This window comes from Emticicia agri (assembly GCF_004168285.1).
Taxonomy (GTDB): domain Bacteria; phylum Bacteroidota; class Bacteroidia; order Cytophagales; family Spirosomataceae; genus Emticicia; species Emticicia agri.
The window spans coordinates 84,655-100,270 of the sequence record NZ_SEWF01000019.1 but is presented as its reverse complement, the minus strand read 5'-3'; the positions used below and the strand labels follow the sequence as shown (position 1 = coordinate 100,270).

Annotated in this window: 13 protein-coding genes; 3 read left to right on the top strand and 10 right to left on the bottom strand. The window is 37.5% G+C overall.

The window, feature by feature from the left end; all coding sequences use genetic code 11:
* Positions 1-7 precede the first annotated feature (7 nt).
* Complete coding sequence (locus EWM59_RS14180; protein ID WP_130021645.1) at positions 8-1,366, bottom strand: OmpA family protein; 1,359 nt, start codon at positions 1,364-1,366, stop codon at positions 8-10.
* A gap of 192 nt (positions 1,367-1,558) precedes the next feature.
* Complete coding sequence (locus EWM59_RS14175; protein ID WP_130021643.1) at positions 1,559-2,311, bottom strand: LytR/AlgR family response regulator transcription factor; 753 nt, start codon at positions 2,309-2,311, stop codon at positions 1,559-1,561.
* Between the two features lie 419 nt (positions 2,312-2,730).
* Here EWM59_RS14175 and EWM59_RS14170 point away from each other — a divergent pair, with 419 nt between their 5' ends.
* Positions 2,731-2,952, top strand: a complete 222-nt coding sequence (locus tag EWM59_RS14170) for a DUF2795 domain-containing protein (RefSeq protein WP_015028821.1) — start codon at positions 2,731-2,733, stop codon at positions 2,950-2,952.
* Between the two features lie 64 nt (positions 2,953-3,016).
* Here EWM59_RS14170 and uvrA read toward each other — a convergent pair whose 3' ends face one another.
* The 8 genes from uvrA to mutL all read right to left on the bottom strand — a co-directional run bounded on the left by uvrA (position 3,017) and on the right by mutL (position 13,706).
* Positions 3,017-5,860 (bottom strand): excinuclease ABC subunit UvrA, encoded by a 2,844-nt coding sequence (gene uvrA / locus EWM59_RS14165; RefSeq protein WP_130021641.1) that lies wholly within the window; start codon positions 5,858-5,860, stop codon positions 3,017-3,019.
* 78 nt (positions 5,861-5,938) lie between these two features.
* Complete coding sequence (locus tag EWM59_RS14160) at positions 5,939-6,151, bottom strand: hypothetical protein (protein ID WP_130021639.1); 213 nt, start codon at positions 6,149-6,151, stop codon at positions 5,939-5,941.
* 3 nt (positions 6,152-6,154) lie between these two features.
* Entirely contained in the window at positions 6,155-6,640 is a 486-nt protein-coding gene (locus tag EWM59_RS14155) for a DUF6932 family protein (protein ID WP_130021637.1), read from the bottom strand.
* A 49-nt stretch (positions 6,641-6,689) separates the two neighbouring features.
* Positions 6,690-8,624 (bottom strand): 1-deoxy-D-xylulose-5-phosphate synthase, encoded by a 1,935-nt coding sequence (gene dxs / locus EWM59_RS14150; RefSeq protein ID WP_130021635.1) that lies wholly within the window; start codon positions 8,622-8,624, stop codon positions 6,690-6,692.
* A gap of 242 nt (positions 8,625-8,866) precedes the next feature.
* Positions 8,867-9,988, bottom strand: a complete 1,122-nt coding sequence (locus EWM59_RS14145; protein WP_130021634.1) for a tail fiber domain-containing protein — start codon at positions 9,986-9,988, stop codon at positions 8,867-8,869.
* Between the two features lie 206 nt (positions 9,989-10,194).
* The gene (locus EWM59_RS14140; protein ID WP_165372182.1) at positions 10,195-11,103 is read right to left on the bottom strand and encodes a rhomboid family protein; all 909 of its coding nucleotides are present in this window, start codon (positions 11,101-11,103) and stop codon (positions 10,195-10,197) included.
* Between the two features lie 37 nt (positions 11,104-11,140).
* On the bottom strand, positions 11,141-11,794 hold the full coding sequence (locus tag EWM59_RS14135; protein ID WP_130021632.1) for a rhomboid family intramembrane serine protease: 654 nt from the start codon (positions 11,792-11,794) through the stop codon (positions 11,141-11,143).
* A 10-nt stretch (positions 11,795-11,804) separates the two neighbouring features.
* The gene (gene mutL, locus EWM59_RS14130; RefSeq protein ID WP_130021631.1) at positions 11,805-13,706 is read right to left on the bottom strand and encodes a DNA mismatch repair endonuclease MutL; all 1,902 of its coding nucleotides are present in this window, start codon (positions 13,704-13,706) and stop codon (positions 11,805-11,807) included.
* Between the two features lie 331 nt (positions 13,707-14,037).
* On the opposite strand from mutL, the gene EWM59_RS14125 reads away from it, so the two are divergent.
* Both EWM59_RS14125 and prmA read left to right on the top strand, forming a co-directional pair.
* On the top strand, positions 14,038-14,562 hold the full coding sequence (locus EWM59_RS14125; RefSeq protein ID WP_130021630.1) for a DUF2911 domain-containing protein: 525 nt from the start codon (positions 14,038-14,040) through the stop codon (positions 14,560-14,562).
* A gap of 34 nt (positions 14,563-14,596) precedes the next feature.
* Positions 14,597-15,430: a 50S ribosomal protein L11 methyltransferase gene (gene prmA / locus EWM59_RS14120; RefSeq protein ID WP_130021629.1), complete on the top strand. Its 834-nt coding sequence runs from the start codon at positions 14,597-14,599 to the stop codon at positions 15,428-15,430.
* Positions 15,431-15,616: the final 186 nt, after the last annotated feature.

The window sequence follows — 15,616 nt, the reverse complement described above, 5'->3', positions numbered from 1 at the left end:
TAAAAATTTAAAGCTTAATAAACTCTACTCTACGATTATTAGCTTTTCCTTGTGGGGTAGTATTGGGCTCAGAAGGCTCACTTTCACCTTTACCATCGGTCTCCATTTGTGTAGGAGCAATACCAAACTCTGTAGCAAGCGAATTTTTTACAGCCGCCGCACGGCGTTTAGATAAATCAAGATTTTTGGTGTCGTCGCCATCGCTATCAGTATGCCCTATTATTTTTACTTTGAGTGTAGGATTCTCTTTTAGTACTGTACCGATTTCTTTTAGCACACCATAAGATTCAGGTTTGAGTTTATCAGAGTTTACATCAAACAAAATTCCTCTCGTTACCAGCTTGCCCTCAGTGAGCAATTTATTCCGGGTATCGGGTGCCCCTACCGCCAAGCGAAGATTAGTAATATATGGCAACCCACCGTTAGTATAAGTAGCAAATAATAATGAATATTTAATATCTGTTATAAAGGCTCTTGGCAAATCCCATACTTTAAGCTCATTGATATAAAGTCTTATACGATTTTTTTGTCTCCAGATAGAAATTCGGTTCGCTTCTTTAGGCCTCCAGGCGATTTGATTAGAATTATCAAGCGTTTTAGTGTTCTTGTTGTCAATAACCCAGGCAAGAGATACACCATCTCCATCGGGTAATGGGTGTATGTCAAAATTAACTCGTGTCTCCCCATTAAAATGCTGGTCATAAATAGTATTGCGTTGACTTAATTCCGGAAAAATTACTTTCAGACCTGACCCATTATTATCAAAGTCTTCAGAAATCATCATATCAAATTCTATCGTAAAGTTATCAGGCAGTTCGTTCACGAATTCTGGATAAAAAATTCCTTGTGTCGGGAGTTGCAACCATTTGAAAGAGTTATTCTCTATATTCACTATTTCGCCGCTGGCATTGGTATTCCATTTGGCTGGGAAATCTCCCACGGCATCTTGTGCAAAATCTTCAATGGCTATCACTTTTTCGCCAGGTATAAAATCAAATTTTGAATAGGTCTTCATCGATGGTTTAACAGGCGTTTGCGAGGGAGGTTGAGCTGATGCAGTTGTTTCGTTATCCTCTGCTATTTCCTCATCAGTTGTAGCAGATTTCTTCTTTGTTTTAATTTTAGTGTCTGTTTCCTCTTCAGTATCTTCTGTTTCCGACTTCTTGGCTTTTTTGTCCTTTTTCTTGAAAATACCTCCAATGCCTTCTTCAATTTTATCTAAGCCTTTATCAATATTACGGTCAATGCCATTATTGATACGGTCGTTTGCTTTACGTTTGGCAGTTTCTTTAGGGTTAATAATTTGCGCAAAGGCCATGCCTGACATCAGCAATATAGCGAAAGATAGATAGATGAGTTTTTTCATGGTATGGAATACTGATTTGATAGTACTCCAAAAGTAGAGTTGATGAAAAAATAAAAAGGAGAGAATTTATTAAGAAGAGTGTATGAATTACTAATCAGTCATTCTCATTGATTATTTAACAAGAACAGCCTCTATAAAATGTATTCTATTATTAACCTGAGTGAATAGTATATGAGCAAAAACAGGAAACTCTTAGCTGAAAGTCAGAAAATTCAGTTTGTTTATCAACTCATCTTTGCGGCTTCTTGAAACGGTAATCTGAGTACCATCCTGCATTTCAATATACCCTCCTTCACTTTTTATATATTTTCTCAGGTACTTCAAATTAATGAGATGCGATTGATGAACACGCACAAAATTCATTTCTTCCAGTAATTCTTCGAAATCCTTTAATGTACGTGAGACTAATATAACAGGTTGATTGCTAAGAAAAATTCTTGTGTAATTACCATCAGATTCACAACGAATAATGTCTTTTATCTCGATAAACTCAAACCCCTGTGAGGTAGGTACAGCTATTTTCTCAATAGATGTACCTGTATGTTTTATCATTCTTTGGAGATATTCCAGCCGTGACTTCAGTTGGAGTTTTTCCTCCTGATATTTAGCTATACAACTTGCTAAATCTTCTATTTCAACAGGTTTTAGTAAATAATCGAAAGCACTATATCTGAATGCTTTCAGGGCAAACTGGTCATAGGCTGTTACAAAAACTACTTCAAAATCATCTTTCTGAATTTCCTGTAACAAATCAAAACCATTCATTCCTGGCATTTCTATATCCAGGAATAACAAATCAAAATGATTTTTTTGTAGAAATTCAATGGCACTTAATGAATCATTAAATTTCCCTACCACTCTTATATCAGGAAAATTGTTTTTCAATAAGATATCCAGTGTTTCTGTGCTATCTTTTTCATCATCTACTAATACAGCATCTATCATACTATTGCTTAAATTGATTAGAGAGTGAATCTATGGAGATTCGCTTTGAAATATTTACAAAGGTTAAGAAAGCATGAATTAAATCCAAATAAGATGCTTGAAGAAACCTTGAAGTTTTATAGAATAGAAATGTCTCCAGATCATATTGAGATTAGGTAATTAAATTATCAGAATCAGACTTAAACCACAATAAAAAAACTCCTTTTTATTTGCTTAAAAAGGAGTTTTTTTTATTTTTGTAAATCATTGATAATCAAAAGTTTTATAAAGAGATTATATATTTTTTGCAGAATATATAATATTTTCTAAAAAAAACGTTTGAGAAATAATACATTTTTGGGTCAAAACACTTGACAAATTAAAAATTGTTATACTTTTGCAGCCACAAATTTTTTGTAACATTAAATAAGGAATAAACTATGTATTGGACACTCGAACTTGCGTCATACTTAGAGGATGCACCGTGGCCCGCTACAAAAGATGAGTTGATAGATTTTTCGATTCGTTCGGGAGCACCCATTGAAGTTATTGAAAATTTACAAGAATTAGAAGACGACGGACAACCGTACGAAAGTATTGAGGAGATTTGGCCTGATTATCCGACCAAAGACGACTTTTTCTTCAATGAAGATGAATATTAGATTTCAGTAATAAAAAGAGCAATAAACAGGGTTTATTGCTCTTTTTATTGATAAGCTATCATTTTTATTTTAACTCTTCTTTCAGGAAGTAACCCGTATAGCTGCCTTTTACTTTAGCCACCTGTTCGGGGGTACCTTCGGCAATTATCTGTCCGCCCTTATTACCACCTTCCGGCCCCAGGTCTATCACATGGTCAGATACCTTGATTACATCTAAATTATGCTCAATAATCAGTACTGAATTGCCTTTGTCGGCCAGTTTCTGTAATACTTCTAACAATTTCTGAATATCCTGAAAGTGTAAACCCGTAGTGGGTTCGTCTAAGATATAAAGCGTTTTGCCTGTATCTTTTTTAGAAAGCTCTTCAGCTAATTTTACCCGTTGTGCTTCTCCGCCCGAAAGGGTAGTGGCGTGTTGCCCCAAGGTAATATAGCCTAAGCCTACATCAAAAAGGGTTTGTACTTTTCTGAAAATCTTGGGTTGAAACTCAAAGAACTCTAAAGCCTGCTCAACAGTCATATCTAATATATCGGCAATAGACTTGCCTTTGAAGCGCACTTCTAAGGTTTCACGATTGAAACGTTTACCCTTGCAGGTTTCGCAGGCTACGTGTACATCAGGTAGAAATTCCATTTCAATTTTTTTCATACCCGCTCCCTCACAATCTTCACAACGCCCGCCTTTTACATTGAATGAAAAACGCCCTGGTTTGTACCCTCTGATTTTAGATTCCGGTAATTCAGCAAATAAAGTTCTGATGTCTGAAAACATACCCGTATAGGTAGCCGGATTACTTCGTGGCGTACGTCCGATAGGGCTCTGGTCTACCTCAATTACTTTATCAATAGCCTCTAAGCCCTCAACTGATTTGTAGGGAAGCGGCTCTCTTTTGGAGTTATAGAAATGACGATTCAGAATCGGGAACAATGTTTCATGAATCAAAGACGATTTTCCGCTACCGCTTACGCCTGTAATTGAGAGCATTTTTCCCAAAGGAAGTTTAAGCGTTACATTTTTCAGGTTATGGCCGGTGGCACCTTTAATCACCAACGCTTTCCCATTGCCTTTCCTGCGTTCTTTCGGAATTTCAATGCTTGACCTGCCACTCAGGTAGTCAGAAGTAGTACTTCTGTTGGCAAGAAACTCTTCAGGCGTTCCCTTGCCTACGATACTTCCGCCATGTCGGCCTGCACCCGGGCCAATATCCAATATATAATCAGATTCGAGCATCATGTCCTTGTCGTGTTCTACCACCAGAACTGTATTGCCCAAATCACGTAAATCTTTCAAAGCCTGAATCAGTTTCACATTGTCTCGCTGATGAAGTCCGATACTTGGTTCATCCATAATATATAATACGCCCACCAGTTGTGTACCAATCTGTGTAGCCAGACGAATCCGTTGAGATTCTCCACCGGATAGAGTTCTTAAGGGTCTATTCAAGGTCAGGTAATCCAAACCAATGCCTAACAGAAAACCTATGCGTTTACGGATTTCTTTCAATATCTCTCGGGCGATGGTATTTTGTCGGTCAGATATCCGGCTTTCAAGATTATCAAACCATTCGCCAATTTCCCGAATGTCCATTTCAGCTAATTCGGCAATATTTTTATGGTCAATCTTAAAGTGTAAAGATTCTTTTTTCAGACGTAATCCGCCACAATCAGGGCAGGTCTTAATTACGAGAAAATCTCGTACCCACTCCTGAATTTTATCATTATCAGAGTCTTGCTGACGTTTCAGAAAAGTAATAACCCCCTCAAAAGTAGAATTCCATTCTGTACCAGGATATTTTTTAGAAGGGACAGATACGGGTTCTTCGCTACCGTATAGAATCGTTTTTAAAGCTTCCGGTGGTAGCTTGTCAATAGGTGTAGATATATTAGATTTAAAGCTTTTCAGAATAAACTCTATCTGCTTGAATATCCATAAATCACGATATTCACCTAAAGGCGCAATACCTCCGCGGCTAATACTTAACGATTTATCAGGAATAATAGAATCTTCGGTTATCTCTTCAATAGTACCCAAACCATTACAGGTAGGGCAGGCTCCATAAGGAGAGTTGAAAGAAAAACTATTAGGTGATGGGTCTTCGTAAGAGATTCCCGATTGCGGGTCGGTCAGGTTCTGAGAAAAATACTGGGTTTTTTTTTGTCCGTCCAACAGCATCATAGAGCCTTTTCCCTGTTTCAAGGCCGTACTTACAGATTGATTCAAACGATACCTATCTTCAGATTTAGGGATTATCCGGTCTATTACTACCTCAATATCATGAATCTTATAACGGTCAAGCTGCATTTTGGGGTTAATCTCCAGTATCTCATTATCTACCCTGACTTTGGTATAACCCAATTTGGCAATCTGCACAAACAACTCACGGTAATGCCCTTTCCTACCCTTTACTAAAGGTGCCAGCAAAGTAATTTTCTGACCTTCATGCTGATGTAAAATCTGGTCGATAATCTGGTCCTGAGTTTGTTTCACCATCTTTTCGCCTGTAACGTAGCTGAATGCTTCACTGGCACGGGCAAAAAGCAAACGAAGAAAATCGTAGATTTCGGTAGTTGTACCTACTGTAGAACGTGGGTTTTTAGAAGTAGTTTTCTGCTCGATAGAGATTACCGGCGACAGACCATTAATTTTGTCAACATCGGGGCGTTCCATATCTCCAATGAAACTTCGGGCATAAGAAGAGAAACTCTCCATATAGCGCCTTTGTCCTTCGGCATAGATGGTATCAAATGCCAGAGAAGATTTACCACTACCCGAAATACCCGTAATAACCACTAATTTATTGCGGGGAATATTTACATCAATATTTTTAAGATTATGTTCTCTGGCACCTAAAACTTCTATTTGGTCATAGCCAGTCAGGTCAATGTCATTCAATTGTTTTTCGCTCACTATTAATGGGAGATTATTTAGGAATTAACGAAAATTGTGGGCTTGTAGTTCCTGTTTTAAAAAGCGAAGAAAGAAGAATTAAGCAGCCATAGCGTAGCTTGTATTACCAATAACTTCCTTTAAAATCTGATTTAATTCTTCAAGATATTTAGCACGAATTTCCTCGTATTGCTGCTTCATAATAGCTATCCCGCCCTCTTGACTGTGTAAGCCAATCATTTTATTTACCTCTTCAATCTGATGAAGTAAATTTAAGACTTTATAATCTCTTTCAGAAAGTTCCTCTTTCATGGCTCAAATAATTTTAATTTGTATAAAACCCTTTGAAAATTGTTTCCCTTTGTTGTCTGGAGTGGTTCTTGAAAACTGATTTAACCAATAAATTCTGTCAATATCAGACACGAATCTATTCTTATGATTTTGTGGGTATTCAATCAAAAAATATAAATCTAAACCAGTTTCTTTCAAAAAGTTTAATGTTTTATATTCTGCAAGTTTAGTTTGATTTTTTTGATAAAAATCGAAATCCAGAAATATCAATAAATCAATATCATTGGGATTATCTTTTTTGGTCGCAAAGCTTCCATCTATCCAAATAACAAATTCTTTTAATATTTCTTCTTTAAATTGAAGAATAAATTTTTCAAAACTCTGAAAAATTTTGTGTCTGGAAGTTGAGGTATCAAAGTTATTAACAAAAGCTTTATGAAAAATCGACAAACTTAGCTCAATAGCTTCATAGGGTATTAGATTGCCATTTACATCAAAACTTACTTCCATCCATGCATATATAGAAAATACAAACGAGAGACTTAATTTTATCAAACTTTTAATACACCAAAACTCTGTTACTCACCATTTCTCTGGCGGCATTGGCGATGCCTTCCGGGTCAAAGCCACATTCATGATGTAATTCAATCTGTTCGCCATGCTCTACAATACGGTCAGGAATACCCAGGCGTTTTACTTTGGCAGTGTATTCGTGGTCGGCCATAAATTCCAACACAGCACTTCCCATACCACCTTTCACACAACCATCTTCTACGGTCAGCACTTTATCAAATTGCTGGAATACTTCATGCAATAGCGCTTCATCTAAGGGTTTTACAAAGCGTAAATCATAATGAGCTGCGCTGATGCCGTCTCTTTGCAATGCCTCACAAGCCTGTACCGCATAGTTGCCAACGTGCCCGATGGTTAGTATGGCTATATCGCTACCGTCTTTTATTTTTTGTCCTTTACCAATAAGTATTTTTCTTAAAGGTCGACGCCAGTCAGGTAAAACACCCTCACCACGAGGATAACGAATCGTGAAAGCGGTTTTTAGTTTTTGTATCTCCTCTAACTGAAAAGTGTACATCATATTACGCAGTTCCTCTTCGTTCATTGGTGCGGCAATCACCATATTCGGAATACAACGCATATAGGCAATATCATAAGCACCATGATGCGTAGGGCCGTCTGCTCCTGCAAAACCTGCACGGTCGAGGCAGAAGATAACGGGTAGTTCCTGAATACATACATCATGAATCACCTGGTCGTAGGCACGCTGCATAAAGGTTGAGTAGATATTGCAATATACTACCAGACCTTGCGTAGCCATACCTGCCGAAAATGTTACGGCGTGTTGCTCTGCAATACCTACATCAAACGCTCTGTCAGGCATCGCCTTCATCATGATATTCAATGACGAACCTGAAGGCATAGCAGGCGTAACACCCATGATTTTATCGTTCACCTCTGCCAATTCTACAATTGTATGCCCGAAAACATCCTGATATTTCGGAGGCATCGGATGGTCATATATCTTTTTCTTGATTTCGCCTGTTACCTTATCAAACAAACCCGGTGCGTGCCACTTGGTCTGGTCTTTTTCGGCTGGTGCATAACCTTTACCTTTTACGGTTAAACAGTGGAGTATTTTAGGCCCCGGAATATTTTTTAAATCTTCCAGTACACTTACCATATGGTTAAGGTCATGACCATCTATAGGGCCAAAGTACCGCAGATTCAACGCTTCAAACAAATTACTCTGGCTCAACAGAGCGCCTTTCATGGCGTTTTCTACTTTTTGCACAATTTCTCTGGCACTTTTGCCAAAGTGGCTCATTTTCCCTAACAGCTTCCAGATATCGTCTTTGGCTTTATTATAGGTCTGAGAAGTAGTTATATCTGTCAGATATTCTTTCAAGGCACCCACATTCGGGTCAATCGCCATGCAGTTATCGTTCAGGATAATCAACAGATTAGCATCTTTCAATGAACCTGCGTGATTCATAGCCTCAAAAGCCATTCCGGCGGTCATGGAACCATCACCAATTACGGCAATATGCTGACGTTTTTTGTCGCCATTGTGCATAGAGCCTACAGCCATACCCAATGCTGCAGATATAGAAGTAGATGAATGGCCTACACCAAAAGTATCAAAAATGCTCTCTTTACGTTTAGGAAAACCCGAAATACCACCGTAGAACCGATTGGTATGAAATTGCTTTCTACGACCTGTCAGAATTTTATGCCCGTAAGCCTGATGGCCTACATCCCATACTAACTGGTCGTCGGGCGTATTAAATACATAATGTAAGGCCACACTTAACTCAACCACACCTAAGCTGGCACCAAAATGCCCACCATATACTGATACCACATCAATAATAAACTGTCGTAGTTCGTCGGCAAGTTGTGGAAGTTTTGATCGGTCAAGTTTTCTTAGATCGGAAGGTTCATTGATGTTTTCCAGAAGTTCGCCGGCGGTGATGAGCATATCTTTAAAGCAAATTACGAGTCAATTGTTCTGTCTAAACCAAACATAATCTAAAATGTTTGATTATATGAAAAATATTTACATTTATTTTAGGTCAGGACAGAATTACATCATACTTTTCAAGTATAATGCCAGATAGGCTTACAAAGATAAGGGAAATTTTAATGATTATGTGTGTTTAATTTTGTGAATTAAATAAGTGAGTATTCAGCCTGAAGATTTAATATCAGATAATGGTAAGATTATTTTTCACTATTTTTTTGTGCGGAAATTTCTGTTTTTAATTTAATTATTTCGGCTCGTAATTCTTCTACTATCAACATTCGATCTTCTAAAGCATCATTTTTAGCTTTTAGCTCCTTTACAGCATTTACTAAAGGCATTACGAAGTCTGAGTAGGCTAATGAGTACATACCATCATCAGATTTTTTCAATCCGCTGAATGAGACCTCCAATTTTTCAAGAATTTGTTGAATGTCCTGAGCAATAAAACCATCATAGCGGATTTTGCCTTTATCTGCTTTATAATTGTATGATGCTGTCTGTAATTGAGAAATAAAATTAAGCCCTAATTGATTGGTATAGATAATGTTTTCTTTTAATCGTCTGTCTGATGGATTGCTCCATGATACTTGGCCTTCTATCGCAGTAATACTGGCATCTCCGATGCGTACTTTATTATTTGCGTCAACCACAGCATTTGCCCCAATAGCTATTGCATTAGTAAAGTCAGCACTGGCATTAGTATTATAGCCTAAAAAAGTGTTTAAAGCTCCGGTTGAAATGGCATTCCCGCTATTGAATCCTATTGCAACATTGCCTGACCCCGTTGTATTATTAATAAGCGCTTCAAAGCCATTGACAGAATTGTAATTGCCCGATGTATTTTTGTTTAAAGCACTTTGGCCAATAGCAGTATTGTTAGAGCCGGAAGAATTAAAGCCAAGTGTATTTTGCCCAATAGCAGTGTTGCTATTCCCATTTATATTTAAAAAAAGAGCAGCATATCCCATAGCAGTATTAGAACTCCCTTTGGTATTGCTTTTAAGAGAATAAACGCCGTTAGCAGTGTTAAAATAACCTATGGAATTAGATGTCAGTGCATCTGTTCCAGTAGCCGTATTATAACGACCCGTGGTATTAAAACGGAGAGCTGCGTTGCCAATGGCTGTATTAGCGATACCGCCGCTATTAGTAGAAAGAGCTGACCCTCCTAAAGCAACATTACTTATGTTTGAGTCATTGTTATTACCTCCTCGTAAACCATTCGGTGTAATTGTAATCGAGCTATTAACGGGATTCAACGTAAGGATTTGTGCTTTAACTATTAAAGTACTAAATAATATAAGGGCAATGGTTTTCATAAGTATTTCTATTGAAGTTGTTTTTTTGAATAAGGTAGGTTTTTACGTCTCATAAGGTCATATAAGACATAAAGAACTTTACATTTTTCTGTACAAAAAAATGAAATTCAATAGAAGTAAATAATGAGTAGAATCATTAAAAGAAATGACTTTTGGCAGCAAATAAGTATGTTATCACCTTGAACCAGACTAAAAGTTTAATACATTTAATCTTTTCTTTGGCTGGCTCTATAGAGTTTTTGCTTCTCTTCTTTAGTGAGGCTTTCATAACCAGACTTGCCTATTTTATCTAAAATAGCATCAACCTCATCTTGGTCGGGGAAATAATTGGGGTCGAGATTGGTGCTACTCAGACCTTTACTCGAAACAGTAGATTCGCTATATTTTCTTTGAGGAATTTTCATTTTAGGCTTAGGTCTCCACAAGTTGCTCCACCAGTCGCCAATGGTTTCAATGGGGCTTCCTAAGTCAATACCTTTCCGTAATAAATAGATGTAGGAATACCCGGCCATTGCACCGCCCAGATGTGAGATACCGCTACTTGGGACAATGAACGACAAAAGCAGGAAAAACCAGGCAATGTATTTGATTTTAATCAGAAACAAGCCAAAGAAATAGAACTCATATTCGGGCAGTAGCGTAACTGCTGCAAACATAACTGCACAAACAGCGGCAGAGGCACCTAAAACGGTAGAATTAATATTGTTGACCTGTGGGGTAAGCGATAGCAGGTTATAAATACCAATATAGACCAGACCACTAAAAATACCCCCTATAATATAAATATTCATCAGTTTACGGCTGCCTATAAACTCTTTTACTAATGTGCCAAACCAGAATAAGGTAAGCATATTGAAAAGCAAATGCCAGAAACTATAGTGCGTAAAACAGTAAGTAAGGAGTGTCCAGGGTTTCCAGATAAACTCCTTAACCGGTGCAATCAGCAGAACGTTGTCATTAATCGCTTTATTAATGACATTTCCTTCGGGAAAAAATGATAAAATAGCTCCTGTCAGAATTAAAGACAAAAAAACTACTGCATTGATGAGCATCAACTGCACCAATGTATTCCCGCGTCGGAAAGGATTTTTTATGTCGTCTAAAAAATTTGCCACTAACTCGTTTTTCCTTAAAACAAATTTACGTAATAAATTAATACCGGGCTTTCCCGAAGCCAAAAAATCTTAATAAAATAAACCCTATTAATAAACCACCTATATGGGCAAAATGGGCTATTCCCATTGATGTGCCTTTCACACCTGCGTATAACTCGTATATAGCATAAAAAGCCACCAGATATTTGGCTTTAATAGGTATCGGAAAAGGGAAAATAATCATTTCATTATCCGGAAAAAGATAAGCATAAGCTATCAGAATCCCGAAAATCGCTCCCGAAGCACCTACCATTGGTATTCCGGCCATTATCCAGTAAGCTTCTGAATCAGGTGAAAATTGTAGCATGTCATACATATTCACCATAGAGTAAATAAAACTTGCGCCAATGCCTGTAATCAAATAGTATATTAGAAAACGTTTAGAACCAAAAAATGTTTCGATTCCCGAACCAAAAATTAATAAAGCAAACATATTACTCAATAAATGCCCCAGACTACCGTGCATAAACATATAGGTAAATGGCTGCCATATTTTGAAATTAGGATTCAATAATTCAGGGCTTCCGGGTAGAATCGGGTTAAAGAAGGCAAATTGCTGGGTAATATAATCCTGATTTAAAAAATATGATAGAAAAAATACTACTACATTGGCAATCAGTAAATTACGGGCAACCGGGCTTAAATAAAACATAGCTTTTCTTTTATTTTTTAATTATCAGGTCGGCTAAACGTTCCAGCGACAATATGGTCATAATGGGTTCTCCATTAGGAGTATAAGCCGGAACAGCCGTTTCAAAAAGTTGATGAATCAGTAAATTTATTTCAATTTTCGATAGTTCGCCAATATATTTGGCAGAAGATTTTTTTGAGAACGAACGAGCCACGTTTTCTATGCTATCGAGTTGCAAATTGGCTTGGTTGGTTTTAAATTGTTGTACCAGCCCTTCAAAAATCTCTCTCTCGTTTTCTTCCTGTACTTCAGGCGGTACACCTGTAATTTTAATTGTATTTTGCCCGAATTCTTCAAACGAAAAGCCCAAAGCCTTGATTTCTTCCTGAATCTCAATGACTAACTGAAAATCAGACGGGTGTAAATCGAGGGTTTTAGGAAACAATAACTGTTGTGTAAACGAATTTCTGTTTTTTAAGTTATTGTAATATTTCTCATATAAAATTCGCTCATAAGCAGCTCGCTGATCTATCAGCATTAAGCCATTTTTAGCCTGTGCTACAATAAACCTGTTCTGAATCTGAATAGCACTGATGTCTTTTATTTCAGCCAGACGCTTACTTTCGTCAGTAATATCATTAGCTTTACTACCTAAGGTCAGGGGTTCTTCTTTCTGGTATTCTGGCGTATGAAAATCAAGATTAGCCTGATTATTGGGTTTAAAACTATCTAATCCTTCAAAAAGTTTTCGCCAGTTATCTGTATTCGCTTTGTCTCTGAAAGCATCGTCTTTTGCAGGTGGCAGAGAAGAACCTGAACCCTGACGAGGTTTCTCAAAATCGGCTATTCCCGGATTAATGGGTGTTGGTACGTCATTAAACCTGTTAGTAGAAGTAATATTCCCAAAATTAATATCCGATTCAAAATCAATCGTTGGCGTAAGATTATAAACACCAATGGCTCTTCTGACGGCTGACCTGATAATAGCATATACAGCACGCTCATCATCAAACTTTATCTCGGTTTTGGTCGGATGAATGTTGATGTCGATGTGCGACGGGTCAATTTCTAAAAATAAAACATAAAAAGGACTGCTTCCCTCCGGAATAGTGGCTTCAAAAGCACTCAGAACTGCATGATGCAGGTAATTATGTTTAATATAGCGTTTATTAACAAAGAAAAACTGTTCGCCACGTCCTTTTTTAGCCGATTCGGGCTTACCTACATACCCATCAACATTCACAAAGGGGGTTTCTTCCTCACAGGTTGCTAATTGTTCACGATAGTTTTTACCAAAAATATCTACAATTCTGCGGCTTAGTTTACCGGAAGGCAGGTTATACACTTCTACATCATTATGATACAGTGTAAAAGTAATAGTAGGGTGAGCCAGTGCAACCCTTTGAAATTCGTCTAAGACGTGCTTCATTTCAACCGGGTTCGATTTCAGGAAATTGCGTCGGGCAGGCACGTTAAAAAACAGGTTCTTTACCTGAAAATTAGTGCCTTTTGGACAAGAAACCGATTCCTGGTTTTTAAATTCAGAGCCTTCAATCCGAATGGCTGTACCTACTTCATCAACCAATCGACGGGTACGGAGTTCTACCTGTGCCACAGCTGCAATAGAAGCCAGCGCTTCGCCTCTGAAACCCATCGTACGAATAGCAAACAAGTCATCGGCTGTTCTTATTTTAGAAGTAGCGTGTCTTTCAAAACTCATGCGGGCATCAGTAGCCGACATACCTATGCCATCATCAATAACCTGAATGAGTGTCCGGCCTGCATCTTTCACAATTAAATGAATGGTATTGGCACGGGCATCAATCGAATTTTCCAATAATTCTTTTACTACCGAAGCCGGTCTTTGCACAACTTCCCCTGCTGCAATCTGGTTTGCAATAGAATCTGGTAGTAAATGAATAATATCTAACATATCTTAATTTTTTGCCGGCTAAACTCTCAAATTTATTTAATTAACCTTAACTTTAAGGAAATTTGTTCCATTACTCAAATATTTCGGTAATAATTGCCCGATATTCTTATCAAAAAAACTACTCATTTCCGGATTTGATAAGAATCATATACTTTTCTGATACCTATTTCTGTAGTTCTTATGCAAAATTGTTTTTTTCTGAAATGAAATCAGCAAAAAACTTTATTTAATTTCAAAAAACGCATAAAGTTAAAAACAATTTCTCTATATCAATCCCGAACTTTTTTATAATACTGCAATGTTAAACTTTCAATTATAAAACCTACGAAAAATGAATAAAATTGTAAAAATTATCCTAATTAGTGTGGTTGTGTTAGCCCTCGCATTTTTTGGTTATATGACCTTTACGAAAAGCAAAAGTCCTGCCGATACTGCTAAATTTGACCAGAACGGCTTATCGGTCCAGGTAGATTACTGCCAACCTTATAAAAAAGACCGGGTTATTTTCGGGCAACTGGTGCCTTATGGCAAAGTATGGCGTACAGGTGCCAATGAGGCTACTCTCATTGACGTAAAACAGGATGTGAAAGTTGCCGACAAACCACTAAAAGCAGGAAAATATACACTTTGGACTATTCCGAATCCTGATACATGGACTATTATTATTAACGGACAAACAGGCCAGTGGGGTACTATGTATGATGAAACAAAAGATGTGATGAGAGTAGATGTGCCCGCAGGCAAAACCACCGGAACTGTAGAGCAATTTAAAATTGACTTTGCTCCGGCAGAAGGCGGAAGTGATATGCTATTGCGTTGGGAAAATACTGAAGTAAAAGTGCCGATAAGACTTTAATAAAAATTCCGGAAGAATTTCCGAACTTTACGGCATGGATTATATAGAATTAACACTACAAATAGATGCTGATTTTGTCGAGATTCTGATGGCAGAGTTAGGCGAGTTAGGTTTTGAGTCTTTTGTTGAAACAGAAGATGGATTGGAAGCCTATGTTCAGGAAGAAAGTTTTGACGATGTGGCTGTGAAGCAGATGCTGGAAGACTACGCTGCACGCACAGCCATTTCTTATCAGTTTAAGAAGATAGTCAGGCAAAACTGGAATGAAGAATGGGAAAAGAATTTTCAGCCGATTCAGATAGGCGAGCAAATTTATGTAAGGGCCGATTTTCATGCGCCTAAGCCCGATTTTCCTTATGAGATTATAATTACCCCCAAAATGTCGTTTGGTACAGGCCATCACGAAACTACTTCTATGGTGATGGAACATCAGTTGCATCTTGACCATACCCATAAAAAAGTGCTTGATGTGGGCACAGGTACAGGAATTTTAGCTGTATTGGCTTCAAAATTAGGTGCATCTCAGATAAGTGCCTTTGATATTGATGAATGGTCGGTAGAAAATACGCTTGAAAACATAAAGCTGAATAATGTATCAGGCATAGCTGTAAGACAAGGTACCATTGAAGATGAACCTGAAGATATCTATGATATTGTGCTGGCAAATATTAACCGTAATATTCTGATTAGCCAGATACCTGCTTATGTAACATTCCTTAAAGAAGGAGGGGAGTTAATTGTAAGTGGGTTTTATGAAAAAGATATAGCTGATATTCAAACAGTTGCCGAATCGGTTGGCTTAAAAAAAGTAGCTCAACTAAGCAAGAATAACTGGGCGGCAGTCGTTTTTAAGAAACTGTCTGAGTAAGGCTTTTAAAGTCAAAATAGATTAATTTTTGCAAAGACAAGGAACAACAACCGGAGTTTAGCAGAGCTAAATGAGCGGACGCTGCGCGGGATTGTTGTGACGCAGTATTTGTGAAAATTAATCGTTTTGACAAAAATAAGATTTACTCAGACAGTTTCTAACATCAGTAAATTAAAATAGCGAAAA